This window comes from Pseudomonas sp. NY15437 (genome assembly GCF_048068435.1).
Classification (GTDB): domain Bacteria; phylum Pseudomonadota; class Gammaproteobacteria; order Pseudomonadales; family Pseudomonadaceae; genus Pseudomonas; species Pseudomonas nitroreducens_B.
Genome location: NZ_JBLUQC010000001.1, coordinates 37748 through 63502, shown reverse-complemented (window position 1 = coordinate 63502; position 25755 = coordinate 37748). Strand labels below are relative to the sequence as shown.

Genomic DNA, 25755 nt, shown 5'->3' with positions numbered 1-25755 from the left:
AACCGATCAAATGGGTGGGATGATCAGGTCGAGCCGCGGGTAGCCCTCCTCGCTGTCGCGTTCACCCTTTGGGGGCATGTGGAAGGTGTTGACGATGTTCTCGCCCTGCAGGGTCTCCAAGTGGATGTCGAAGCCCCACAGGCGGTGCAGGTGCTTGAGCACATCGTCGGTGGATTCGCCCAGGGGTTTGCGGTCGTGCTGCTGGTGGCGCAGGGTCAGCGAGCGGTCGCCTCTGCGGTCGACGTCCCAGATCTGGATGTTCGGCTCGCGGTTGCCGAGGTTGTACTGCGCGGCCAGGGTTTCGCGGATCTTGCGGTAGCCGTCGTCGTCATGGATGGCGTCGACCAGCATGTCGTCCTTCTGGTCGTCGTCGAGGATGCTGAACAGCTTGAACTCGCGGATCACCTTGGGCGAGAGGAACTGCAGGACGAAGCTCTCGTCCTTGAAGCTCTTCATGGCGAACTTGATGGTGGCCAGCCAGTCGCTGCCGGCGATGTCCGGGAACCAGCGCTGGTCTTCCTCGGTGGGGTTCTCGCAGATGCGGCGGATGTCGCGGTACATGGCGAAGCCCAGCGCGTAGGGGTTGATGCCGCTGTAGTAGGGGCTGTCGAAGCCGGGCTGGTAGACCACGCTGGTGTGGTACTGGAGGAACTCCATCATGAAGCCGTCGCTGACCAGGCCTTCGTCGTAGAGGTCGTTGATCAGCGTGTAGTGCCAGAAGGTCGCCCAGCCTTCGTTCATCACCTGGGTCTGGCGTTGCGGGTAGAAGTATTGCGCGACCTTGCGCACGATGCGCACCACTTCGCGCTGCCAGGGTTCGAGCAGCGGGGCGTTCTTCTCGATGAAGTAGAGGATGTTTTCCTGCGGCTCGCTGGGGTAGCGCGACAGGCCTTGCTCCTTGTCCTTGCCGGCGGCCTTGGGAATGGTCCGCCAGAGGTCGTTGACCTGGCGCTGGATCTGCTCCTCGCGCTCCTTCTGGCGCTGTTTCTCTTCCTCGGCGGAGATCGGGTAGGGCCGCTTGTAGCGGTCCACGCCGTAGTTCATCAGCGCATGGCAGGAGTCCAGCAGGTCTTCCACGGCGTCGATGCCGTAGCGCTCCTCGCACTTGTTGATGTAGGACTTGGCGAACACCAGGTAATCGATGATCGAGGTGGCGTCGGTCCAGGTGCGGAACAGGTAGTTGCCCTTGAAGAAGCTGTTGTGCCCGTAGCAGGCGTGGGCGATCACCAGCGCCTGCATGCACTGGGTGTTCTCTTCCATCAGGTAGGCGATGCACGGGTCGGAATTGATGACGATCTCGTAGGCCAGGCCCATCTGACCGCGCTTGTAGTTCTTTTCCGTGCTGAGGAAGTGCTTGCCGTAGGACCAATGGTTGTAACCGATGGGCATGCCGACGGAGGCGTAGGCATCCATCATCTGCTCGGCGGTGATCACCTCGATCTGGTTGGGGTAGGTGTCCAGCGCATAGCGCTCGGCGAGACGGCTGATCTCGCGGTCGTACTGCTGGATCAGCTCGAAGGTCCACTCCGAGCCGGTGGCGATGGGCTGGCGCTTGCTCATGCGACGAGCCTCCTCTGGAACAGCTCGCGGAACACCGGGTAGATGTCCGAGGCGGAGACGATCTGCTGCTGGGCGAAGCTGTCTTCGAAGGTGTCGCGGATCTTCTCGTACTCGAACCACAGCGCCTGGTGTTCGCGCGGGGTGATCTCGACGTAGGTGTAGTACTGGACGAACGGCATGATCTGCGTCATGAGGATGTCGCGGCAGACCGGCGAGTCGTCGTTCCAGTTGTCGCCGTCCGAGGCCTGGGCGGCGTAGATGTTCCATTCATTGGTGGGATAACGCTCGGCCATCACCTCCTGCATCAGCTTCAGGGCGCTGGAGACGATGGTCCCGCCAGTCTCGCGGGAATAGAAGAACTCTTCCTCGTCCACCTCGCGGGCGCTGGTGTGGTGGCGGATGAATACCACCTCGATCTTCTCGTAGTTCCGCTTGAGGAACAGGTAGAGCAGGATGAAGAAGCGCTTGGCGATGTCCTTGGTCGCCTGGGTCATCGAGCCGGACACGTCCATCAGGCAGAACATCACGGCCTTGGAGGTCGGGTTGGGCTGCTTCACCAGCAGGTTGTACTTGAGGTCGAAGGTGTCTAGGAACGGCACCTTGTCGATGCGCGCGCGCATGGCGGCGATCTTCTGTTCCAGCTCCTGGATGTCGCCCAGGTTGTCCGGCTCCTCGCGCTTGAGGCGGTCCAGCTCCGCCAGCGCCGCGCGCAGCTTGCCGCGGGTGGAGCCAGAGAGGGCGATGCGCCGCGCGTGGGCCGAGCGCAGGGTGCGCACGATGTTGATGCGCGAGGGGTTGCCTTCGTTGCTGATGCCGGCGCGCACGGTCTTGAAGGTGTCGCTGCCGGTGAGGTGGCGCTTGACCAGATTGGGCAGCTCCAGGTCCTCGAACATGAAGTCGAGAAATTCCTCCTGGGTGATCTGGAAGACGAAGTCGTCCATCCCGTCGCCCTGGTTGCTGGCCTTGCCGGCGCCACGGCCGCCGCCACCGCCCTGGGGCCGCGGGATATGTTCGCCGGTGGTGAATTCCTTGTTGCCGGGGTGAACGACCGTCTGCTTGCCGCCACGGCCATGGTGCAGGACCGGCTCGTCGATATCGCGGCCAGGAATGCTGATCTGCTCGCCATGTTCCATATCCGTGATGGAACGGCGGCTGACGGCTTCTTCGACGGCCTTCTTGATGTGCTCACGGTAACGCCGCAGGAAGCGCTGGCGGTTCACCGTGCTCTTGTTCTTGCCGTTCAGACGCCGGTCGATGACGTAGCTCATGAATGCTCCTCAGGGCCTGCTGCGCAGCGGCGTGGAGCCGCCACGGACAGGTCCGAATGCGACGGCGACCGGCGCGGCGGGGAATGCCGCCGCGCCGATGGCAGACTACTGCGACTTGCGAACCCGCAGATACCATTCCGACAGCAGGCGCACCTGCTTCTCGGTGTAGCCGCGCTCGACCATGCGTTTGACGAAGTCGTTGTGCTTCTGCTGATCCTCCTTGCTCGCCTTGGCGTTGAAGCTGATGACCGGCAGCAGGTCCTCGGTGTTGGAGAACATTTTCTTCTCGATCACCACGCGCAGCTTCTCGTACGACAGCCAGCTGGGGTTCTTGCCGTTGTTGCCGGCGCGGGCGCGCAGCACGAAGTTGACGATTTCGTTGCGGAAATCCTTCGGGTTGCTGATGCCGGCGGGTTTCTCGATCTTCTCCAGTTCCTCGTTGAGGGCAGCGCGGTTGAGGATCTCGCCGGTTTCCGGGTCGCGGTACTCCTGGTCCTGGATCCAGAAGTCGGCGTACAGCACGTAGCGGTCGAAGATGTTCTGGCCGTACTCGCTGTAGGATTCCAGGTACGCGGTCTGGATTTCCTTGCCGATGAATTCGACGTAGCGCGGCGCCAGATACTCCTTCAGGAAGCGCAGGTAGCGCTCGCGGGTTTCCGGCGGGAACTGCTCCTGCTCGATCTGCTGTTCCAGCACATAGAGCAGGTGCACCGGGTTCGCAGCGACTTCATGGGGGTCGAAGTTGAATACCTTGGAGAGAATCTTGAAGGCGAAGCGGGTGGAAAGCCCGGCCATGCCCTCGTCGACCCCGGCGGCGTCGCGGTATTCCTGGATCGACTTGGCCTTGGGATCGGTGTCCTTGAGGTTTTCGCCGTCGTAGACGCGCATTTTCGAGTAGATGTTGGAGTTTTCCGGCTCCTTCAGGCGCGACAGCACGGAGAACTGCGAGAGCATCTTCAGGGTGTCCGGCGCGCAATGGGCGTGCGCCAGCGAGCTGTTGACCAGCAGCTTGTCGTAGATCTTGATCTCGTCGGAGACGCGCAGGCAGTACGGCACCTTGACGATGTAGATACGGTCGATGAACGCCTCGTTGTTCTTGTTGTTGCGGAAGCTGTGCCATTCCGATTCGTTGGAGTGGGCGAGGATGATGCCGCTGTAGGGCAAGGAACCGAGGCCTTCGGTGCTGTTGTAGTTGCCTTCCTGGGTCGCGGTGAGCAAGGGGTGGAGGACCTTGATCGGCGCCTTGAACATCTCGACGAATTCCATCAGGCCCTGGTTGGCCCGGCACAGCGCGCCCGAATAGCTGTAGGCGTCGGCGTCGTTCTGCGGGAATTCTTCCAGCTTGCGGATATCCACCTTGCCGACCAGCGCGGAGATATCCTGGTTGTTCTCATCGCCCGGCTCGGTCTTGGCGATGGCGATCTGGTTGAGGATCGAGGGGTGCAGCTTGACCACGCGGAACTGGCTGATGTCGCCGCCGAATTCGTTGAGGCGCTTGGTCGCCCAGGGCGACATGACCGAGCGCAGGTAGCGCCGGGGGATGCCGTAGTCTTCCTCGAGGATGGCGCCGTCTTCGTCGGGGTTGAACAGGCCCAGGGGCGATTCGAACACCGGCGAGCCCTTGATGGCATAGAAGGGCACGTGCTCCATCAGTTGCTTGAGCTTTTCGGCGAGGGAGGATTTACCGCCACCGACCGGGCCCAGGAGGTACAGGATCTGTTTCTTCTCTTCCAGGCCTTGGGCGGCGTGGCGGAAGAACGAGACGATCTGGTCGATGCACTCTTCCATGCCATGGAAGTCGGCAAAGGCCGGGTAGCGGCGGATCACCTTGTTGGAGAAGATCCGCGACAGGCGGGAATCGACGGATGTGTCGAGTAGTTCAGGCTCGCCGATGGCCATCAGCATCCGCTCGGCGGCGGTGGCGTAGGCGATCTTGTCCTGCTTGCAGATGTCCAGGTACTCCTGGAGGGAGTACTCCTCTTGGCGGGTCGCTTCGAAGCGTTCCTGGAAGTGACTGAAAATGCTCATGACGTCTCCTCGCTCGATGCATGGAGCCGGCGCCGGATCGGTCTGTGCGGGTGCGGTCGGGCTGCCAGCGCTGCCGGCGAGAATCCCCCAGAACTCCAACGGAACCTGGCCTCTGCCCTGATCCGCCCCCAATGGTCACTGCCGATTAACCGGAAGCCGGTGTGCCGGCTCTCCCTTTTTTGGATGGCCTGAGGGAAAGGATAGTTCGTTCTTTGATGTGTAAAGGACGAAAGCGCGAGAAGTTACAGATTTTTTGAAGGGGCTATTCCGCCCCTTTCGTAAGGGCTTTCAGTCAGCGCCGCCCGCGCTGGTATCCGCGGGATAGACGCTGCGCCACAGCTCGAAGCCGCCGTCGAGGCTGTAGACCTCGGAGAAGCCCTGCTGGACGAAATAGGCTGCCGCGCTCTGGCTGGAGTTGCCGTGGTAGCAGACCACGACCAGCGGTGCGTCCATGTCCGCCTCGCGGATGAAGTCGGCCACCGAGTAGTTGTCGATGTGCCGGGCGCCGCTGATGTGGCCCAGCGCGTAGCTCTGCGGGTCGCGGATGTCGACGACCTGGGCGCCGCTTTCGCGCAGTTGCTGGGCCTGGTCGGGGGCGATGCGTTTGAAGTCGCTCATGGGGTTACCTCGCAAGGCGCGCAGCCTGTGGCTGCGCTGCAATCATTGGGGTTTATCGGCGCAGCTGCAGTGGATGCGCTCGAGGGTATCGACGTTCATCAGCGTCATGCTGCCGCCCCACACGCAGCCGGTGTCCAGGGCGAACAGGCCGGGGACGTCGCACCGGCCTTCCAATGCTGCCCAGTGGCCGAAGATGATCTTGCGCCCGGCGGCCTTGCGCTCGGCGTAGCTGAACCAGGGCGCGTAGCCGGGCGGCGCGGTGTCCAGGCCTTCCTTGGATTTCAGGTCGAGTTTGCCGTCGGGGGTGCAGAAGCGCATGCGCGTGAAATAGTTGGTGATCACCCGCAGGCGCTCGATGCCATGCAGCTTCTTGTCCCACTTGGCCGGCTCGTTGCCATACATGCCGTCGAGGAATAGCGGCAGCTGGGTGTCGTCGCGCAGGGCCTTTTCGACCTCGGCGGCGCGCAGCAGGGCCTTCTCGACGGACCATTGCGGCGGGATGCCGGCGTGTACCAGGGTAATGTCGCGCTGGGCATCGTGATGGATCAGCGGCATCTGCCGCAGCCATTCGATCAGTTGCGGGCCGTCCGGCGCTTCGATGATCTCCCGCAGGGTGTCGTTCTTTTTCAGGCGCTCGGCGTTGTAGGCTACCGCGATCAGGTGCAGGTCGTGGTTGCCGAGCACGCAGACCAGCGAATCGCGCATGGCATACAGAAAGCGCAGCGTATCCAGCGATGCCGGCCCGCGGTTGACCAGGTCGCCTACCAGCCAGAGCGTGTCCGCGGCCGGGTCGAACTGCACCTGCTCCAGCAGGCACTTGAGCGGTTCCAGGCAGCCCTGCAGGTCGCCCACGGCGTAGGTGGCCATCAGTGCAGCGCTCCCGGGACGGCCAGGCGGAACGCCGGGATCTCGGCGTCGAAGTGATGGCCATCGGTGGCGACCATCTGGTAGCTGCCGTGCATGCTGCCAACCTTGGTCGTCATGACCGTGCCGCTGGTGTAGGTGTGGCTGGCGCCCGGCTCGATCAGCGGTTTTTCGCCCACCACGCCGGCGCCGCGCACTTCCTGCACATGGCCGTCGCCGTCGGTGATGATCCAGTGGCGGGTGAGCAACTTGGCCGCCAGCTCGCCGTGGTTATGGATGGTCACGGTGTAGGCGAACACGTAGCGCTGCTGTTCCGGCTGGGACTGCTCGGGCAGGTGGCGAGTGGTGACGCTGACGCTCACCTGGTAGCGCGGATCGCTCATGCGGAGGCTCCTGGCGAGGCTTGCGGGTGGGTTTCGCTGTAGCGGTTGGCCAGACGAACGAAGTCGGCCACGTCCAGCTGTTCGGGGCGCAGGGTCGGGTCGACGCCGGCGGCTTCGATGTCTTCCACGCTCATCAGGGTGCGCAGGGTGTTGCGCAGGGTCTTGCGGCGCTGGTTGAAGGCTTCGCGGACGATGCGTTCGAGCACGTGGTGGTCGTTGGCCGGGTGCGGCAGTTCGGTATAGGGCACCAGGCGCACGATCGCCGATTCGACTTTGGGCGGCGGGTTGAACGCGCCGGGGCCGACGGTGAACAGGTAATCCACGCGGCAGAAGTACTGCACCATGATCGACAGGCGACCCCAGTCGCCGTTGCCCGGCTCGGCGGCCAGGCGCTCCACCACTTCCTTCTGCAGCATGAAGTGCATGTCCTGGATGAGCGAGGCGTGGTCCAGGAGGTGGAAGATCAGTGGGGTCGAGATGTTGTACGGCAGGTTGCCCACCACGCGCAGCTTGTCCTCGGGGGAGGCGACCAGCGTGGCGAAGTCGAACTTCATGGCATCGCCTTGGTGCAGGCTGAAGTTGGGCTTCAGGCCGAAGCGCCACTTCAGTTGCGGGATCAGGTCGAGGTCCAGTTCGATGACGTCGAGCTTGGCGCCGCTGTCCACCAGTCCCTCGGTCAGGGCGCCCTGGCCCGGGCCGATTTCCAGCAGGTGCTGGCCTTCCTTGGCGGCGATGGCCCGGAGGATCTTGTGAATCACCCCGGCGTCATGCAGGAAGTTCTGCCCAAAGCGTTTACGGGCGCGGTGCTGGAAGAGTTCGGACATCGAAGGCTCCGGAGAGCAGCCGGTCGCTTGCGGCGGCCGGCTGGAGGCGGAAAAACCATCAGTTTACCAGTCCGGCGCGGCCAGCACGAAACGCTGGCCGAACGGAATGCCAGGGATCAGCGCGCGGCGGCGCCTGCTTCGGCCATCTGGTAGGCGGTTTCAAGAGCAACCTGCAGGCTGCCGCTGTCGATCCGGCCGGTGCCGGCCAGGTCCAGCGCGGTGCCGTGGTCCACCGAGGTCCGGATGATCGGCAGGCCCAGGGTGACATTCACCGCCGCGCCGAAACCCTTGTACTTGAGCACCGGCAAGCCCTGGTCGTGGTACATCGCCAGCACGGCGTCGCAATGCTCCAGGTGCTTGGGGGTGAACAGCGTGTCGGCCGGAAGCGGGCCGATCAGTTGCATGCCTTCGCCCCGCAGGCGCTCCAGGGTCGGCTCGATCACGTCGATTTCCTCGTGGCCGAGGTGGCCGCCTTCGCCGGCGTGGGGGTTCAGGCCGCAGACCAGGATGCGCGGATTGGCGATGCCGAACTTGTCGCGCAGGTCCGCGTGCAGGATGCGGGTGACCCGCTCCACGCGCACCGACGTGATGGCGTCGGCGATCTGCCGCAGCGGCAGGTGGGTCGTCACCAGCGCAACGCGCAGGCCGCGGGTGGCGAGCATCATCACTACCTGGGCGGTGTGGGTCAGGTCGGCGAGGAATTCGGTGTGGCCGGAGAAGGCGATGCCGGCCTCGTTGATCACGCCCTTGTGCACGGGGGCGGTGATCATGCCGGCGAAGTGCCCGTCCACGCACCCCTGGCCGGCGCGGGTCAGGGTTTCCAGCACGTAGGCGGCGTTAGCCGGGTTCAGCTTGCCGGGTTCGACCGGCGCGTCCAGCGGGGTATCCCAGACATACAGGGTGCCGGCCGGCGCGGCGTCGGTCGGCCAGCTGCCGGGGCCGACATCCTGCAGCGCGATGGCCAGGCCCAGCTGGGCGGCGCGCTGTGCCAGCATTTCGCGGCTGGCAACGGCGACCAGCGGGTGGGGTTGCGCCTCGCGGGCTAGCAGCAGGCAGAGGTCCGGGCCGATGCCGGCGGGCTCGCCAGGAGTCAGCGCGAACAGGTGGGAGGTGCTCATCAGTGGGTTCTCGAATCAGGTTGTGCGGCGAATGGCCTACTCTACGACGAAGCCCCGGATGTTACGAAGCGTTCGGCGGGCAAAAAGAAACCCGGCCTGGGCCGGGTTTCTTCGTCAGCGACTCAAGCGGCTTACTGCTTGATCTCGACGTAGGCTTCGTCGCGGATTTGCCGCAGCCAGGCCTGCAGTTCCTCGTCGTACTTGCGCGCACGGAGGGTCTGGGCGGCTTGCTGCTCGCGGAACTTGTCGCTGCTGTCGGTGGCGCGACGGCCGAGGACTTCCAGCACGTGCCAGCCGAACGGCGAGCGGAACGGCTTGGTGACCTGGCCTTGCGGTGCGTTGTTCATCACGTCGCGGAACTCCGGTACCAGGGATTCCGGGTCGACCCAGTTGAGGTCGCCGCCGTTGAGCTTGGAGCCCGGGTCTTCGGAGTACTTCTTCGCCAGTTCGCTGAAGCTTTCGCCAGCCTGGATGCGCTCGTAGAGCTTCTCGGCCAGGCGCTGGGTTTCTTCGTCGCTGCGGATTTCGCTGGGTTTGAGCAGGATGTGGCGGACATGGACTTCGTCACGCAGCATCTTGCTGCCACCGCGTTTCTCTTCCAGCTTGAGGATGATGAAGCCGCCCGGGGTGCGGACCGGCTCGGTCACATCGCCCACGGCCAGGCTGCCCACCATGCCGTCGAACGGGGAGGGCAGCTGGGCGGCCTTGCGCCAGCCGATCTCGCCGCCTTCCAGGGCGTTGTCGCCGGCCGAGCGGGACACCGCCAGTTGGCCGAAGTCGGCGCCCTGCTTGAGCTGCTGGTACATCTCCTGCGCCTGGCGAGCCGCGGCCTGCACGGTTTCCGGCGAGGCGCTGTCGGGTACCGGAATCAGGATGTTGGCCAGGCGATACTCTTCGGAGAGCTGGATCTTGCCCAGGTCGGAGGCGAGGAAGTTCTGCACTTCCTGCTCGCTGACCTGGATGCGCTCGGCCACGCGGCGCTGGCGCACCCGGCTGATGATCATCTCGCGGCGCACCTGCTCGCGGGCCTCGTCGTAGGACAGGCCGTCGTGGGCGAGGGCGGCGCGGAACTGATCCAGGCTCATGTTGTTGCGCTGGGCAATGGTGCCCATGGCCTGGTTCAGCTCTTCGTCGGTGATGCGCACGCCGGAGCGGTCGCCGATCTGCAGCTGGATGTTCTCGATGATCAGACGCTCGAGCACCTGCTGCGTCAACACGTGCTCGGGCGGCAACGGCGCGCCGCGCTTCTGGATGGTTGCACGCACTTCGCGCAGGCGCTGGTCCAGCTGGCTCTGCATCACCACGTCGTTATCGACGATGGCGACCACGCGATCCAGCGGAACCACTTCGGCGTGCACGACGGAACTTGCCAACAGCGCGCCCAGCATCAGCGGGCGCAGGGCCTTACATAGCATTGTCTTCACGTTGACGATAACCCTGGATACCTTGGTCGAGGAAGCCTTCCACCTGGTTGCCAACCACGCCGCCAAGGCCTTTCAAGATGATTTGAAGGAATACACCGCGGTCGGACTTGGACGTCGAGGTAATGAACTCGTCGTCGTCGTAGTCGACCCAGTAGCGATTGATCAGGCGCAGCTTCCAGCAGCAGCTGTCGTACTCGAAGCCACCGAAGGCTTCCAGTGTGCGACTCTGGTTGTAGTCGAACTGCCAGCGGCCGATGGCGGCCCACTGCGGCAGGACCGGCCAGATGAACGAGAAATCATGCTGTTCGATCTTGTACTCGTCGCTGCCGTATTCGAACTGCCCGGTGTTCGGGTTGAAGCGCTTGCTGTCCGCACGGTAGCGGTAGCCGGCGTTGAGCACCTTGCGCGGATCGGCTTCGGGCTGGTAGTGGAACATCAGGTTGCCGTTGTCGGTGTGATTGATGTTCGGGTTCCAGTTGAAGTCCGAGCTGGCGTACCAGTCGTGGTTGAAGCGATAGATGCCGGTAAGCGCGTACGGCGAGCGCCAGGTGTCCGCGTCCGGATTCTGTTTGCCGCTGACGCGCAGGTCGTCCTCGGTCAGGCCGGGCAGCTGTACGCGGCGATCGCTGAAGTAGTAGATCTGGCCTGCGGCGATGTAGGCGCGCTCGAAGCCATCGTCCTCGATGAAGCGCGAACCCAGGCCCAGAGACAGCTGGTTGGCATCGCCAATGCGGTCACGACCGGTGAAGCGGTTCTCACGCCACAGCGAGTCGTAGCTGAAGGTGAACTCGCCGGTGTCGAAGGTCGGCAGGTTGTCCTGGTCCTTGTACGGCACGTACAGGTACATCGCACGCGGCTCCAAGGTCTGGCGGAACTTGGTGCCAGCGAAGGTGGTGTCGCGGTCGAAGTACAGGCCGCTGTCGAGTTTCGCCAGACCCAGCGAACGATCCGGGCTGCTGTCGTAGCTCAGCCAGGGCTGGTTGTTGGCAATGTATTGCTTGCCCTTGCCATCCAGGTCGAGGTCGTACTTGGTGTACATCGCCTTGACGGTGGGAGTCAGGAAGCCCCAGCTGCGGTTCATCGGCAGGCTGATGCCCGGCTCGGCATGGAAGCGATCACCGGTGGCGCGAGCCAGGCCCTGAATGTTGGTGTCCGGGCGGGCGTAAAGGTTCGGGTCGTCTTCGTTACGACGATAGAAGCCTTCATCCAGGTCGCGGTCGAAGCGCACGGCCTCGGTGCTGTAGGTGAAGTTCAAGCCGCCCGGGTTGAACGGCAATTGGCCATCCAGGGTCAGTTGCGGCAGACGATCATATGGGGTGACGTCTGTCACGGTCGCCAACTGGTAGGACTGTGCGTTCAGGCGGGCGATGTAGCTGTCGCCGCGGTAGGTCAGGGTGCCCTGCTGGTTGACGTAGGTCGGCGAGCCGATGCCCAGGGAGGTGTCCAGGTCCTGGAAGTAGTACGGGTCGCTGATGCGGGTGTAGTCCACTTGCGCCATCAGGCGCGAATCCAGGCCGCTGACGTTCTTCCAGCCATACAGCCAACGGGTGTCGGTGTACTGCGGGAAGTCCTTGCGGTCGTCGTTCTTGTCGTTCAGGTAGGCGGCGTTGACCTGGCCTTCGCTGCTGTGGGTCAGGTAGCGGAACTCGCCTTCCATCAGCAGGCCGCGCTTGACCATGTAGTGCGGGTACAACGTGGCGTCGTAGTTGGGCGCCAGGTTGAAGTAGTACGGCGTGGTCAGGGTGAAGCCGGTGTCGCTCGAGCTGGCGAAGGACGGTGCCAGGAAGCCGGACTGACGACGGTTGTCGATCGGGAAATAGATGTACGGGGTGTAGAAGACCGGAATGTCCTTCACCCGCAGGGTCGCGTTGGTCGCGGTGCCGAAACCGGTGGCCGGGTTCAGCTTGATGTTGTTGCCCTTGAGCACCCACGCGTTGCTGTTCGGTTCGCAGCGGGTGTAGGTGCCGTCCTTGAGCTGGATGATCGCGTCTTCCTGGCGCTTGGCGTACAGCGCGCTGCCGCGGATCTGCGCCTGGTGCATGACGTACTCGGCGTTCTCGATCTTCGCCTCGCCGTTGTCCAGTTGCAGCTCGGCGTGGTCGCCGACGATCAGCGCGCCGTTGTCGCGCAGCTTGACGTTGCCGACCAGCTCGCCGCGGTTCTCGGCCTGGTGCAGGTTGGCCTCGTCGGCCTCCACCTGCATGCTGCCCTGGCGCAGGACCACGTTACCCGCGAGGGTGGCGATCTGTTTTTCCTGCTCGTAGCGCGATACCTTGGCCGAAACGTAGGTCGGGGCCTCGTCGTTCGGCGTCTTGTCGTTCATACCCGGGCGGATCGGCTCGACATAAGCGCCGCTGCAGTACGGGCCCATTTCCGCCTGCTGGGCAGGGGTGAGCTTGTCGCGGGGGATCCAGTCGAGGTGGCTGTAGTCGCTGCTGCGCGACTTCAGGCCGCGGCCGCCGGACTCGGTGACCAGTTGTTTCGGCTCTTCGCCGGCGCTGCTGCTGGAGCTGCCCGAGGATTTCGAACCGCTGGCGACGGTGCCGCCGGCGCTGACCGAGCTGGCGCCGTGCTGCGGGCGCGGTACGCTGCTGGCGCTGCTCTGCGAGGAGCAGTCCCAGGCGCCGGACGCGGAGGGCTGGCAGGCGAACTGCTCGCCGGGTGCCGCGGTCACAGAGGCGAGCGGCTGGATAGCCAGCAGGCCACCGGTCACCAGTAAGGGGAATTTTCTACGGAACACGGGGAAATTCACTGCCATCTTGTTAATCCGGGCTTCCTGCGAGCCATCGGCCCAAAGCGGACCGCACGCCTCTCGATGGGCTCAAAAAGATGCTGGATAATAAAGCATGACCCGCGCAACGGCTAGGGCCGTGGAGAACCCATAAAGATGTCACAGGATGCCCGTTACCAGCAGATGATCGGCTGGTTGGACTTGAGTTTGCCCGCTGTGTTCAACGCGCAAGGCTGGGGCCCGGTGCCCCAGGCGAGCCTGACGGCGGCCAGCAGCGACGCCAGTTTCCGCCGTTATTTCCGCTGGCAGAGCGAGGGCCGCAGCCTGATCGTGATGGATGCGCCGCCGCCCCAGGAGGACTGCCGCCCCTTCATCAAGGTCGCCGGCCTGCTGGCGGAGGCCGGGGTGCACGTTCCGAAGATTCTGGCCGAGGACGTCGAGCAGGGCTTCCTGCTGCTCGATGACCTGGGGCGCCAGACCTACCTGGACGTGCTCACCCCCCAGAACGCCGAGACGCTTTTCGAAGATGCCCTCGATGCGCTGGTGGCCTTCCAGCAGGTGGATGTCGCCCAGCGCCTGCCGGCCTACGACGAAGCCCTGCTGCGCCGGGAGCTGCAGCTGTTCCCCGACTGGTACCTGCAGCGCCACCTCGGCGTGACCCTGGACGGCGAGCAACTGGCCCGCTGGCAGCGCACCTGCGACCTGCTGGTGCGCAGTGCCCTGGAGCAGCCCCGCGTATTCGTGCACCGCGACTACATGCCGCGCAACCTGATGCTCAGCGAGCCGAACCCCGGCATCCTGGACTTCCAGGACGCGGTCTACGGCCCGGTGACCTACGATGTGACCTGCCTTTATAAGGACGCCTTCCTCAGTTGGCCCGAGCCGCGCGTGCACGACGGCCTGTCGCGCTACTGGCGCAAGGCGCAGGCCGCCGGCATCGCGCTGCCGGACAGCTTCGAGGACTTCTTCCGCGCCAGCGACCTGATGGGCGTCCAGCGCCACCTGAAGGTGATCGGCATCTTCGCGCGCATTTGCCACCGCGATGGTAAGCCGCGCTACCTGGGCGACGTGCCGCGATTCTTCCGCTACCTGGAAAGCGTCATCGCGCGCCGACCGGAGCTGGCTGACCTCGCCGCGCTGCTGGCCGAGCTGCCCCATGACGAGACGCACCCTGCATGAAGGCCATGATTCTTGCCGCGGGCAAGGGCGAACGCCTGCGCCCGCTGACCCTGCACACGCCCAAGCCGCTGGTGCGCGCCGGCGGTGTGGCGCTGATCGACTACCAGATCCAGGCCCTGCGCCGGGCCGGGTTCGATCGCCTGGTGATCAACCACGCCTGGCTCGGCCAGCAGATCGAGGACTACCTGGGCGATGGTTCGTCCCGTGAAGTGAGTATTGCCTACTCCCCCGAAGGTGAGCCGCTGGAAACCGGCGGCGGCATCTTCAAGGCGCTGCCGCTGCTGGGCGATGACGCCTTCGTCATCGCCAACGGCGATATCTGGACCGACTTCGACTACGCGAGCCTGCACGGCGCGTTGGCCGAGGGTGACCTGGCGCATCTGGTGCTGGTGGATAACCCCGGCCACCACGCGCGCGGCGATTTCTGCCTCATTGACGGCCGCGTCAGCGACTACCGCGAGGGCCAGCCCAGCCTGACCTACAGCGGCATCGCCATCCTCCGCCCCGAACTGTTCGAGGGCTGCGCGCCAGGGGCATTCAAGCTGGCACCGCTGTTGCGCCAAGCGATGCAGGCTGGCCGCGTGAGCGGCGTGCATCATCCGGGCCGCTGGATCGACGTCGGCACCCATGAGCGCCTGGCCGAAGTCGAACGTCAGTTGGCGGAGGGCTGAGGTGTTCTGGCCGGGCACCCTGCTGGGGATCGTCGCGGGTTGGGAATTGGCCAGTATTCCGGGCGCCATGCTCGGGGCATTGCTCGGCCAGGTGCTCGACCGGCGCATGCAGGCGCGCTCCTGGCGGGGCTTGCTGGAGCAACTGCGTGGCGGTCCGCGGGTCGCCGACCAGGACCTGTTGTTCCTCCTGCTCGGCCGTCTGGCCAAGAGCCGCGGCCGGGTGGTGGAGGCGCACATCCAGCAGGCACGGGTCGAGATGCGGCGCCTGCGGCTGGACGACGGCGGTTGCCGTCGCGCCATCGAATCCTTCGGCAAAGGCAAGGGTGGCAGCCAATTGCTGGAGCTTGGCCTGCGCCAGCGCCGCGGCCAGGAAGCCGTCGCCGAAGGCCTGATCCAGGCGTGCTGGCGCATGGCCTGGGCGCAAGGCACGCCGACTGCCGAACAGGGCAAATTGCTGGTGGCGTGGGGGGCTTCGCTGGGGCTGTCGCGGGCGCGCGTCCAGGCGCTGTCGGCGGATGCCGAACCACCCAGGTCTTCGATGCCGTCGAGCAAGCCGCGCGATTCCTACCTCGGTGCCCTGCGCCTGTTGGGCGTGACGGTGGACAGCGAGCCGGACGAGATCAAGCGTGCCTACCGCAAGCTGATCAGCCAGAACCACCCGGACAAGCTCGAAGGCATGGGCGCGAGCCCCGAACGGATCGCCGCGGCCACCCACAAGACCCGCGAAATCCAGGACGCCTACCTGTTGGTCCGCCAGCGCAAGGGGTTCCGCTAGCGGCGCCGATTCACGGTTGCGCGTTGGGCTCCAGGTGCATCGACAGCCAGCCGCGAATACGCCGGTAAAGCTGCTCCTGCTCGGTGCCCAGGTCGGCGGGCAGGGCGTTCATGCCGATCTGCACGTAATTGGGCGCCTTCTGCCGCTTGCTGGCCTGCAGCCGCAATTTTGCCGCCGCCACGTCAGGCGCCTTGTCCTTGTAATAGAAGTCGCCGGTGGCCAGGTTCAGCAGCGGCACGGTTTCCTCCAGCGACGGTTTGAAGTCGCGCGGCATGTCCGGCGCCACCAGCAGCAGGTTGTGGATATCGGCCGGGGTGCGCTCGCCCAGGTAGCGGGTTGCCCAGTAGGCGCCGGTGCCGTGGCCGAGCAGGATGATGGTTTTCGGCTTGTGCTGCTGGGCCAGTTCCACCGCCGCCTGGATCCGTGCCAGCACCCGTTCGGCGTGAGCCTTGCGCAGCTCCACCGGGTCGGTGGGCGGCGGCGGAGCTTCGGGGCTGGCCTGGGCCGGCTCGGCGCTGCCGGCCTCGGCGGTACTTTCCGGTGTCGGCGTGGCGCTGCCTCCACTGCCTTTCACCTCCGGCTTGCTGGCGCTGTCGGTGGCCGTGGCGTCGGTGTCGGCGCTGGCCTTGTCCGGCGATTCCTTCGGCCGCGGAATCGGCGCGGTGCTCTGCGGGTCGGGCAGGGTCACGGCCAGGGTCTGCCAGCCGGCATCGGGCAGCTTGCGTCGCAGCGGGCCGATCGCCACCGGCCAGTCGGCGCTTTCGCCATCGCCGGGGATGAGGATTACGGCGCCCTCGGCGTCGGCGGTGTTGGCCGGCAGCCACAGGGCCAGGAAGGTTTCGTCGCCGGCCTTGAGCTCCTGGCGCTCGCTTTCGGGCAGCTGGCGCACCAGGCCGCTGGCTTCGTCCTGGCTGCGCTCGCTTACGGCCGGGCGCGCCACCGGCGCGGCAGCCGTTTTTTTCTCGGCGGTGGGCGTGGCGTCCTCGGCCCCGCTCACGCCCAGCGGTGCAAGGCCGAGGGACAGGCAGAGGGCAAGAGGCGTCAGGCGAGGCAGGTGCGGCATCGGTGATATCCCAGTCTTGGCGGGTGGCGCGAGTGCGGCCAGCCTAGCGGCTTGTACTAGCTTTGTCAGGCGGCGGCCTGCCGGGTTCAACCGAGGTTGCTGTAAGGTATGCCGGCCATTTGCGTTGACCCGAGTGAAATCCATGGTGCTGTCGGCATGAGTCGTCTGTTGTGGAAAGCCTGCCTGGCCTGGTTCTGCTGCCTGCCCCTGGTGGTGCTGGCGGAAACCGCTGCGCCGCCGCTGACGCTGAACGACGCCCAGCGCGCCTGGCTCGCCGAGCATCCGCAGCTGCACGTCGGCGCCGTGCTCGAAGCGCCCTACGTGCAGCAGGACCGCCGCCTGCAGCAGCTCTCCGGGGCCAATGTCGAGCTGCTGGAATGGCTGGCCAAGGCGCTGCACGTGAGCCTGGTGTGGCATACCTATGTCGACCAGGCAGCGCTGGAGAAGGCGGTGCGCGCCGGCGACATCGACCTCGCACCCGGCATCAGCCAGACACCCGCGACCCTGCGCGACTGGCTGTTCTCCGACCCTTACCTGCGCGTGCCGCGGCTGGTCGTGGGCGATCGGCGCAGCGGCACCTCGGTGGAGCTGGATAATCTGGGCGAGGGCGAATCGGTGTCCGTGCGCGGCCCCGGGCCCGTGATGGACTACCTGCGCAGCACCTATTCCGGGCTGACCCTGCAGGTCGTCGACAGCGACCGCGAAGTGCTGCGCAAGGTACTTGGCCGCGAAGCCGATTACGCCGTGATCGACGAGGCGCAACTGGCGCGCCTGACCCGCGAGACCGAGTTCACCGGGCTCTCCGTGGTCGCCGATATCGGCTATCCGCAACTGTTGCGCGTGGCGACCCGGCGCGGCCTGCCCGAGCTCGCCGGGATCATCGACGCCGCCTTGCGCGCGGTGCCGCCCAAGGACCTCGATCAACTGCACGAGCGCTGGCTGCAACCGACCTATCCGCGCCTGGGTTCCTCGCCCGGTTTCTGGCAGAACCTCTGCATTCTGCTCGGTCTGCTGCTGGTGCTCGCCGTCGCCGCGCTGCTGTGGCTGCGGCGCCAGCACCGCGCCCTGGAGTCGCGCCTGCTCGCCGCGCGCCGCGATATCGAGTTGCGCCAGGCCGCGGAGCAGGCGCTGCGCCTGACCCAGTTCGCCATCGACAGCAGCACCGTCGGCATCCTCTGGGTCAACTGGGACAGCCACGTGCGCTATGCCAACCGCGCCGCCGAGGAACTGCTCGGCTATCCGCCAGGCGCCGTGGTGGACCGTCCGCTGTCGGACTTCGAACCGACCCTGAACATGGACCGCTGGCTCAACCTCTGGCGCCGCGCGCGCAATGCCGACGAGGCGCCGCTGAGCTTCGAGACCCAGTGCCTGCGCGCCGACGGCCAATGGCTGCCGGCCGATGTGTCGCTGAGCTTCCTGCGCTTCGGCGATTCGGAATACCTGCTGGTGTTCCTCAACGACGTCACCGAACGCCGCCGGGCCCGCGCCGCGCTGGAAGAGAGCGAGGCGCGCCTGCAGGGGATCGCCGCCAACGTGCCGGGCCTGGTGTTCCGCCTGGAGCCCAACGCGCCGGACGACGACTCCGACTTCGCCTACATCAGCTTCATCACCGGCGGCAGTGAAACCTCGCTCGGCTATTCGCCCGGCTACCTGCGCGAGAGCGGCCTGGGCATCATGGGCCTGGTGCATCCGTCCGAACGCGAGGGCTACCTCGCCAGCCAGCTGGAAGCGGTGGAGGGCCAGCGCAACTGGCAATGGCAGGGGCGCATCCTCACCCGCAGCAACGAACCGCGCTGGGTCGACATCAAGGCTACGGTGCGCACACTGGACGACGGTCGCCCGGCCTGGGACGGCGTAGTCTGGGACGTCACCGAGCACAAGCAGATCGAGCGCGAACTGCAGGACTCCCGCGCGCAATTGCGCGAGCTGTCGGCGCACCTGGAAAGCGTGCGGGAGGAGGAGAAGGCGCGCATCGCCCGCGAAGTGCACGATGAGCTGGGCCAGGTGCTCACCGTGCTCAAGCTGGAAACCTCCATGTGCGAGTTGGCCTACGCCGAACTGGACAGCGGCCTGCGCGAGCGCCTGGACAACATGAAGCGCCTGATCGCCCAACTGTTCCAGCTGGTGCGCGACGTGGCCACCGCGCTGCGCCCGCCGATCCTCGATGCCGGCATCGGCTCGGCGCTGGAATGGCAGGCGCGCCGCTTCGAGGCGCGCACGCAGATTCCCTGCTTGGTGCAGGTGCCGGAGAACCCGCCGGCGCTGTCCGACGCCAAGGCCATCGGGCTGTTCCGCATCCTCCAGGAGGCGCTGACCAATGTCATGCGCCATGCCCAGGCGCATACTGTGGAGCTGCAGTTGAGCGTCGAGGGGCGCGAGTTGTGCCTGCGCATCGCCGATGACGGCGTGGGCTTCGACCCGAACGCCACGCGCCAGGGAGCGTCCTTCGGCCTGGTGGGCATGCGCGAGCGGGTGCTGATGTTCGGCGGCACGCTGCAGATCGACAGCCAGCCCGGGGAGGGCACCACGCTGTTGATCCGGGTGCCGCTGCGCTCGGCGAGCGCGTGAGCACGCGCCAGCGCTATCGGCATCGATGATGGCAATGACAACGACAATGACACGTGCGAAGCGGGAGGAAGGGCGGTGATTCGAGTGCTGGTGGCGGAAGACCATACGATCGTGCGCGAGGGCATCAAGCAGTTGATCGGCATGGCCAAGGACCTGCAGGTGGTGGGCGAGGCCACCAATGGCGAGCAGTTGCTCGACACCCTGCGCCAGACGCCCTGCGAAGTGGTCCTGCTGGATATCTCCATGCCCGGCGTCAACGGCCTGGAGGCCATCCCGCGGATCCGCGCGCTGAACAACCCGCCGGCGATCCTCATGCTGTCCATGCACGATGAGGTGCAGATGGTTGCCCGTGCGTTGAAGGTCGGTGCCGCCGGCTACGCCACCAAGGACAGCGACCCGGCGCTGCTGCTCACGGCGATCCGCAAGGTTGCCAGCGGTGGGCGCTACATCGACCCGGACCTGGCCGACCGCATGGTCTTCGAGGTCGGGCTCACCGATTCGCGGCCGCCCCATGCACTGCTGTCCGAGCGCGAGTTCTCGGTGTTCGAACGCCTGGTGCAGGGTGAAGGCGTCAACGAGATCGCCCAGCAGCTGGCGGTCAGCAGCAAGACCATCAGCACTCACAAGGCGCGGCTGATGCAGAAGCTCAATGCCAACTCGGTGGCGGACCTGGTGCGTTATGCCATGGAGCACAAGCTCGTCTGATCTATCCGAATTGCCTCCTTGATCTGCGGCAGAAGGCTCGCTGAATTTTCCCCTCACTCTGTGCGACGTGTCCGATTTCTGTAACGAACCGTCTATCTAGCGGGCGTGAGGCAGGGAATGATTGCCCGCTTCATGCGGTACGTCGTGATAACAAGGAGAAGAAGATGTTGCGAGCGGTAAGGGGAGGGCTGCTGTTCGGCCTGCTGGGGAGCGCGGCGATGCCGGCGCTGGCGGATTACGTCACGGTGATTTCCTTCGGTGGCGCCAACAAGCAGGCCCAGGAAGCGGCCTTCTACAAGCCGTTCAAGGAAGTGACCGGCAACGCCGTCGTCCACGGTTCCTACAACGGCGACCTGGCCAAGCTCAAGCGCATGGTGGAGATCAGCCATGTGTCATGGGACGTGGTGGAAGTCGAAGCCCCGGAGCTCGCGCGCGGATGCGAGGAAGGGCTGTTCATGAAGCTCGATCCGAAGACCCTGGGCAACACCGCCGATTTCGTGCCCGGTGCGGTGCAGCCGTGCGGCGTCGGCATTTTCGTCTGGACGACCCTGCTGGCCTACAACCAGAGCAAGCTGCAGGGCACGCCCAGCAGCTGGGCGGATTTCTGGGACACGAAGAAATTCCCCGGCAAGCGCGGCCTGCGCTGGGGCGCCAAGTACAGCCTGGAGTTCGCCCTGATGGCCGATGGGGTCGCGCCCAAGGACGTCTACAAGGTGCTCGCCACCAATGACGGCGTCGACCGCGCCTTCCGCAAGCTCGACGAGCTGAAGCCGAACATCAACTGGTGGAAGTCCGGGCAGGACCCGGTGCGTGATCTCGCCGACGGCACCGTGGTGATGAGCTCCGCCTACAACGGCCGGATCGCCGCCGCGCAAGCCGAGCAGAAGGGCTTCCGCATGGTCTGGGCGGGCGGCATCTACGACTTCGACTTCTGGGCGCTGCCCTCGGGCGTGTTCAAGAAGGAACTGGCCGAGCAGTTCGTCAACTTCGCCGGCCAGCCGCAGCAGCAGAAGGCCTTCGCCGAGAACATCGCCTACGGTCCGACCAACCGCAAGGCCGTGGAACTGCTGGCGCCGGACGTGGCCGCCAACCTGCCCACCGCGCCGCAGAACATCGCCAACGCCGTGGGCATGAACGTGGCGTTCTGGGCCGAGCATGGCGATGCGCTGGAGCAGCGCTTCCAGGCCTGGGCCAAGCGCTGATCCACCGGCTGCCGACCACTCGGTGGTCGGCAGTCTGCTTCGGCAAATCGTGTAGGGATCGCCCTACAACGCATCCTCTCTAAGCCTTATAGCAATCTCTCATACCGCCCGATTTGCGCGCCGCTTCGGCTTCTCTAGTCTTGAAATCAACGGCATTTACAAAAAAACAAAGGTGCGGTGATGGCCGAGAATCAGGCAAACGATGTGCTGGTGAGTTTCCGTGGCGTGCAGAAGAGCTACGACGGCGAATCGCTCATCGTGAAGGACCTCAATCTGGACATTCGCAAAGGCGAATTCCTGACACTGCTGGGGCCTTCGGGTTCCGGCAAGACCACCAGCCTGATGATGCTGGCCGGTTTCGAAACTCCTACCGCCGGTGAAATCCAGCTCGCCGGCCGCGCCATCAACCACGTTCCCCCGCACAAGCGCGACATCGGCATGGTGTTCCAGAACTATGCCCTGTTCCCGCATATGACGGTGGCCGAGAACCTGGCCTTCCCGCTCACGGTGCGCGGCATGAGCAAGACCGATGTCAGCGAGCGGGTGAAGCGCGCGCTGTCGATGGTCCAGCTCGATACCTTCGCCGGTCGCTATCCCGCCCAGCTCTCCGGCGGCCAGCAGCAGCGCGTGGCCCTGGCCCGTGCGCTGGTGTTCGAACCGCAACTGGTGCTGATGGACGAACCCCTGGGTGCGCTCGACAAGCAACTGCGCGAGCACATGCAGATGGAGATCAAGCACATCCACCAGCGCCTGGGCGTGACCGTGGTCTACGTGACCCACGACCAGGGCGAAGCCCTGACCATGTCCGACCGCGTGGCCGTGTTCCACCAGGGCGAGATCCAGCAGATCGCCCCGCCCGCCGAGCTCTACGAGCACCCGCGCAATTCCTTCGTCGCCAACTTCATCGGCGAGAACAACCGTATCGCCGGCCAGCTCCAGGCCCGCGACGGCGACCGTTGCACCGTGGGCCTGGCGCGCGGCGAGAAGGTCGAGGCGCTGGCGATCAACGTCGGCAACGTCGGCGACACCGTCAGCCTGTCGATCCGCCCCGAGCGCGTGCGCCTGAACGGCCACAGCGAAAACTGCGTGAACCGCTTCTCCGGCCGTGTCGCCGAGTTCATCTACCTGGGCGACCACGTGCGCATTCGCCTTGAGGTCTGTGGCCGTACCGATTTCTTCGTCAAACAGCCGATTGCCGAGCTCGATCCCGCGCTCAGCGTCGGCGACGTGGTTCCGCTGGGCTGGGAAGTCGAGCACGTCCGCGCGCTCGACCCGCTGCCCGCGGCGTAACGAAAGCGGCCCGGCCACTCCCGGACGCCTCCAAGAAAAACAAACCTGCACACTGTGGAGAGAACAATAATGTCGAAGTCCCTGAAAGCAGCGGGCCTGAAGCTCGCGGCGCTGAGCGTCGGCCTGGCCTGCGCGGCGCAGTCCATGGCCGCCACCGACCTGACCGTGGTGTCCTTCGGCGGCGCCAACAAGAACGCCCAGGTGAAGGCGTTCTACGAGCCCTACCAGAAGTCCACCGGCAACAAGATCGTCGCCGGCGAGTACAACGGCGAAATGGCCAAGGTGAAGGCCATGGTCGACACCAACAGCGTCTCCTGGGACCTGGTGGAGGTCGAGTCGCCGGAACTGGCCCGCGGCTGTGACGAAGGCCTGTTCGAAACCATCGACCCGGCCATCCTCGGCAAGGCCGACGACTACGTACCGGGCGCGGTGACCAATTGCGGCGTGGGCTTCTTCGTCTGGTCCACCGTCCTGGCCTACAACGCCGACAAGCTCAAGAGCGCACCGACCAGCTGGGCCGATTTCTGGGACACCCAGAAATTCCCGGGCAAGCGCGGCCTGCGCAAGGGCGCCAAGTACACCCTGGAATTCGCCCTGATGGCCGACGGCGTCGCGCCCAAGGACGTCTACAAGGTGCTGGCCACCAAGGAAGGCCAGGACCGCGCCTTCAAGAAACTCGACCAGATCAAGCCGAACATCCAGTGGTGGGAAGCCGGCGCCCAGCCGCCGCAGTACCTCGCCTCCGGCGACGTGGTCATGAGCTCCGCCTACAACGGCCGCATCGCCGCCGTGCAGAAGGAGAGCAACCTGAAGATCGTCTGGAACGGCGGCATCTACGACTTCGACGCCTGGGCCATCCCCAAGGGCGCCAAGAAGGTCGACGAAAGCCTGAAGTTCATCGCCTATTCGGTTCAGCCCGAACAGCAGAAGACCTACTCCGAGAACATCGCCTACGGCCCGGTCAACAAGAACGCCGTACCGCTGCTGGGCAAGGACCTGCTGAAGGACATGCCGACCACCCCGGAAAACATGCAGGGCCAGGTGGGCATGGACGTGACCTTCTGGGCTGACTACGGCGAGCAGCTGGAACAGCGCTTCAACGCCTGGGCCGCCAAGTAAGCAAGCCCCCACCGCCACGGTCGCCCGGACCGTGGCGGACCGGAGCCGTCCCTCTCGCGGCGGCTCCTTCTGACACCACACCTTGGCCGCTTTCGGGCGGCCTGTTTTACCGGAGTTCGCTATGGCCACCGCTGTGTCGATGAACGAGGTCGCCGGCCCAACCCTCAAGCAGCGCCTGGCGCGCGCGGAGCGGATGAACCGTCTGAAGTCCCAGGCGCTGGTGCTGCCCCTGCTGGTCTTCCTCTTGCTGACCTTCCTCGTGCCCATCGCGGCATTGCTCTACAAGAGCGTGAACAACCCCGAGGTCGTCGGCGCGCTGCCGCTGACCGTCAATGCCATTTCCGACTGGGACGGCAAGTCGCTGCCCTCGGACGCGGTGTACAAGGCGCTGAGCGACGACCTGGTCGCCGCGCGCAAGAACCAGACCATCGGTGATCTCTCCAAGCGCCTGAACATGGAGCTGGCCGGCTACCGCAGCCTGCTCTCCAAGACCGCACGTGCGCTGCCGTTCAAGGAGCAACCGGCCTCGTACAAGGACGCGATGGAAGGCCTGGACGAGCGCTGGGGCGACCCGGCCTACTGGCAGGCGATCCGCCGCAACGCCAGCTCCGTCACCCCGTATTACCTGCTGGCGGCGCTGGATCACCGCATCGACGACCTGGGCGAGATCGCCCGCGCCACCCCCGACCAGGCGATCTACCTGGACATCTTCGCCCGCACCTTCTGGATGGGCGCGGTGATCACCGTCATCTGCCTGCTGCTGGCCTACCCGCTGGCCTACCTGCTGGCCAACCTGCCGGCGCGCAAGTCCAACCTGCTGATGATCCTGGTGCTGCTGCCGTTCTGGACCTCGATCCTGGTGCGCGTCGCCGCGTGGATCGTGCTGCTGCAGTCGGGCGGCCTGATCAATGGTGCGCTGCTGAAGATGGGCCTGATCGACCAGCCGCTGCAACTGGTGTTCAACCGCACCGGCGTCTACATCTCCATGGTCCACATCATGCTGCCGTTCATGATCCTGCCGATCTACAGCGTGATGAAGGGCATTTCCCCCAGCTACATGCGCGCCGCGATCTCGCTGGGCTGCCACCCGTTCGCCAGCTTCTGGAAGGTCTACTTCCCGCAGACCGTCGCCGGCGTCGGCGCCGGTTGCCTGCTGGTGTTCATCCTGTCGATTGGCTACTACATCACCCCGGCGCTGCTGGGCAGCCCGAACGACCAGATGGTCAGCTACTTCGTCGCCTTCTACACCAACACCACCATCAACTGGGGCATGGCCACGGCCCTGGGCGGCCTGCTGCTGTTCGCCACCCTGGTGCTCTACGTGATCTACGGCTGGCTGGTGGGCGCGAGCCGCCTGCGCCTGGGCTGATAAGGAGAACAAGATGCTGAGCCCCTATATGTCCCCGGTCGAGCGCGTGTGGTTCTACACCCTGCGCATCCTCTGCGGCCTGATCCTGCTGTTCCTGGTGCTGCCGGTGCTGGTCATCGTGCCGCTGTCGTTCAACTCCGGCACCTTCCTGGTCTACCCGCTGCAGGGCTTCTCCCTGCGCTGGTACGCCGACTTCTTCAACTCCGCCGAGTGGATGCGCGCACTGACCAACAGCATCATCGTCGCCCCGGCGGCCACCGTGCTGGCCATGGTCTTCGGCACCCTGGCGTCCATCGGCCTGACCCGCGGCGATTTCCGCGGCAAGGCGCTGATCATGAGCCTGGTGATCTCGCCGATGGTCGTACCGGTGGTGATCATCGGCGTGGCCAGCTACCTGTTCTTCGCCCCGCTGGGCCTGGGCAACAGCTACATCTCGCTGATCATCGTCCACGCGGTGCTGGGTGTGCCATTCGTCATCATCACCGTGTCGGCGACCCTGCAGGGCTTCAACTACAACCTGGTGCGCGCCGCCGCCAGCCTCGGCGCGCCGCCGGTGCTGACCTTCTTCAAGGTCACCCTGCCGCTGATCGCCCCCGGGGTGATTTCCGGCGCGCTGTTCGCCTTCGCCACCTCCTTCGATGAAGTGGTGGTGACCCTGTTCCTCGCCGGCCCCGAGCAGGCCACCCTGCCGCGCCAGATGTTCAGCGGCATCCGCGAGAACCTCAGCCCGACCATCGCCGCCGCGGCGACCCTGCTGATCGGCTTCTCCGTCCTGCTCCTGCTGACCCTCGAGTGGCTGCGCGGCCGCAGCGAGAAACTGCGCACCGCACCGACGTCCTGATTCACAGTGTTTCGCGGACGGCTCCGTCCCCGTGCTCACCCACGGGGGCGGGATCGATCCGCGATTTTTTTTGCCCGTTTTCCCGCCCCAATCCTCCACGTTTCGCTTCGACTATCGGCCCGATCCCCTTCGAGCCGCTCGAGCGGCTACAATGC

21 protein-coding genes are annotated in these 25755 nt (G+C 65.3%); 10 read left to right on the top strand and 11 right to left on the bottom strand.

Annotated features, from left to right (window positions below):
• Positions 1–6 precede the first annotated feature (6 nt).
• The 10 genes from ACNFIA_RS00325 to ACNFIA_RS00280 all read right to left on the bottom strand — a co-directional run bounded on the left by ACNFIA_RS00325 (position 7) and on the right by ACNFIA_RS00280 (position 12845).
• The gene (locus tag ACNFIA_RS00325; RefSeq protein ID WP_416782498.1) at positions 7–1560 is read right to left on the bottom strand and encodes a SpoVR family protein; all 1554 of its coding nucleotides are present in this window, start codon (positions 1558–1560) and stop codon (positions 7–9) included.
• Positions 1557–2828, bottom strand: coding sequence for a YeaH/YhbH family protein (locus ACNFIA_RS00320; RefSeq protein WP_416782496.1), 1272 nt, complete (start codon positions 2826–2828; stop codon positions 1557–1559). Before ACNFIA_RS00320 ends, ACNFIA_RS00325 begins: the two co-directional genes overlap by 4 nt.
• A 105-nt stretch (positions 2829–2933) precedes the next feature.
• Positions 2934–4856 (bottom strand): PrkA family serine protein kinase, encoded by a 1923-nt coding sequence (locus ACNFIA_RS00315; protein ID WP_259758965.1) that lies wholly within the window; start codon positions 4854–4856, stop codon positions 2934–2936.
• A 288-nt stretch (positions 4857–5144) separates the two neighbouring features.
• Positions 5145–5474, bottom strand: coding sequence for a thiosulfate sulfurtransferase GlpE (glpE, locus tag ACNFIA_RS00310; RefSeq protein WP_259758966.1), 330 nt, complete (start codon positions 5472–5474; stop codon positions 5145–5147).
• A 42-nt stretch (positions 5475–5516) separates the two neighbouring features.
• On the bottom strand, positions 5517–6341 hold the full coding sequence (locus ACNFIA_RS00305) for a symmetrical bis(5'-nucleosyl)-tetraphosphatase (protein ID WP_416782495.1): 825 nt from the start codon (positions 6339–6341) through the stop codon (positions 5517–5519).
• Positions 6341–6721, bottom strand: a complete 381-nt coding sequence (gene apaG / locus ACNFIA_RS00300) for a Co2+/Mg2+ efflux protein ApaG (protein ID WP_259758968.1) — start codon at positions 6719–6721, stop codon at positions 6341–6343. Before apaG ends, ACNFIA_RS00305 begins: the two co-directional genes overlap by 1 nt.
• Positions 6718–7545: a 16S rRNA (adenine(1518)-N(6)/adenine(1519)-N(6))-dimethyltransferase RsmA gene (gene rsmA, locus ACNFIA_RS00295; RefSeq protein ID WP_416782493.1), complete on the bottom strand. Its 828-nt coding sequence runs from the start codon at positions 7543–7545 to the stop codon at positions 6718–6720. Before rsmA ends, apaG begins: the two co-directional genes overlap by 4 nt.
• A 116-nt stretch (positions 7546–7661) precedes the next feature.
• Positions 7662–8663 carry a 4-hydroxythreonine-4-phosphate dehydrogenase PdxA gene (gene pdxA, locus ACNFIA_RS00290; protein ID WP_416782492.1) on the bottom strand — a complete coding sequence of 334 codons (1002 nt, stop codon included), beginning with the start codon at positions 8661–8663 and terminating at the stop codon, positions 7662–7664.
• Positions 8664–8794: 131 nt separating this feature from the next.
• On the bottom strand, positions 8795–10087 hold the full coding sequence (locus ACNFIA_RS00285; protein ID WP_416782491.1) for a peptidylprolyl isomerase: 1293 nt from the start codon (positions 10085–10087) through the stop codon (positions 8795–8797).
• On the bottom strand, positions 10068–12845 hold the full coding sequence (locus ACNFIA_RS00280; protein WP_416782490.1) for an LPS-assembly protein LptD: 2778 nt from the start codon (positions 12843–12845) through the stop codon (positions 10068–10070). The genes ACNFIA_RS00285 and ACNFIA_RS00280 overlap by 20 nt, the downstream gene beginning before the upstream one ends.
• 129 nt (positions 12846–12974) lie before the next feature.
• Here ACNFIA_RS00280 and ACNFIA_RS00275 point away from each other — a divergent pair, with 129 nt between their 5' ends.
• Genes ACNFIA_RS00275 through ACNFIA_RS00265 form a run of 3 tightly spaced genes read left to right on the top strand, consistent with a single transcriptional unit; the run spans position 12975 to position 15443 of the window.
• Positions 12975–13997 (top strand): aminoglycoside phosphotransferase family protein, encoded by a 1023-nt coding sequence (locus ACNFIA_RS00275; RefSeq protein ID WP_259758973.1) that lies wholly within the window; start codon positions 12975–12977, stop codon positions 13995–13997.
• Entirely contained in the window at positions 13994–14668 is a 675-nt protein-coding gene (murU, locus tag ACNFIA_RS00270; RefSeq protein ID WP_416782489.1) for an N-acetylmuramate alpha-1-phosphate uridylyltransferase MurU, read from the top strand. Before ACNFIA_RS00275 ends, murU begins: the two co-directional genes overlap by 4 nt.
• A 1-nt stretch (position 14669) precedes the next feature.
• Entirely contained in the window at positions 14670–15443 is a 774-nt protein-coding gene (locus tag ACNFIA_RS00265) for a DnaJ domain-containing protein (RefSeq protein ID WP_416782984.1), read from the top strand.
• A gap of 10 nt (positions 15444–15453) precedes the next feature.
• On the opposite strand, the gene ACNFIA_RS00260 is transcribed toward ACNFIA_RS00265, so the two are convergent.
• Entirely contained in the window at positions 15454–16506 is a 1053-nt protein-coding gene (locus tag ACNFIA_RS00260; protein ID WP_416782488.1) for an alpha/beta hydrolase family protein, read from the bottom strand.
• 156 nt (positions 16507–16662) lie between these two features.
• On the opposite strand from ACNFIA_RS00260, the gene ACNFIA_RS00255 reads away from it, so the two are divergent.
• From ACNFIA_RS00255 to ACNFIA_RS00225, 7 genes are all read left to right on the top strand, one after another.
• Positions 16663–19074 carry a PAS domain S-box protein gene (locus ACNFIA_RS00255; protein ID WP_416782487.1) on the top strand — a complete coding sequence of 804 codons (2412 nt, stop codon included), beginning with the start codon at positions 16663–16665 and terminating at the stop codon, positions 19072–19074.
• Between the two features lie 75 nt (positions 19075–19149).
• Complete coding sequence (locus ACNFIA_RS00250) at positions 19150–19779, top strand: response regulator transcription factor (protein WP_081520786.1); 630 nt, start codon at positions 19150–19152, stop codon at positions 19777–19779.
• Positions 19780–19943: 164 nt separating this feature from the next.
• Positions 19944–20981, top strand: a complete 1038-nt coding sequence (locus ACNFIA_RS00245) for an ABC transporter substrate-binding protein (protein ID WP_416782486.1) — start codon at positions 19944–19946, stop codon at positions 20979–20981.
• A 180-nt stretch (positions 20982–21161) separates the two neighbouring features.
• The gene (locus ACNFIA_RS00240) at positions 21162–22271 is read left to right on the top strand and encodes an ABC transporter ATP-binding protein (protein WP_259758979.1); all 1110 of its coding nucleotides are present in this window, start codon (positions 21162–21164) and stop codon (positions 22269–22271) included.
• Positions 22272–22340: 69 nt separating this feature from the next.
• Positions 22341–23390, top strand: coding sequence for an ABC transporter substrate-binding protein (locus ACNFIA_RS00235; RefSeq protein ID WP_259758980.1), 1050 nt, complete (start codon positions 22341–22343; stop codon positions 23388–23390).
• A gap of 121 nt (positions 23391–23511) precedes the next feature.
• Entirely contained in the window at positions 23512–24759 is a 1248-nt protein-coding gene (locus tag ACNFIA_RS00230) for an ABC transporter permease (protein ID WP_259758981.1), read from the top strand.
• Between the two features lie 13 nt (positions 24760–24772).
• A complete protein-coding gene (locus ACNFIA_RS00225; protein WP_054908041.1) occupies positions 24773–25600 on the top strand; it encodes an ABC transporter permease in 828 nt (275 codons plus the stop codon).
• The last annotated feature ends 155 nt before the right edge of the window (positions 25601–25755 follow it).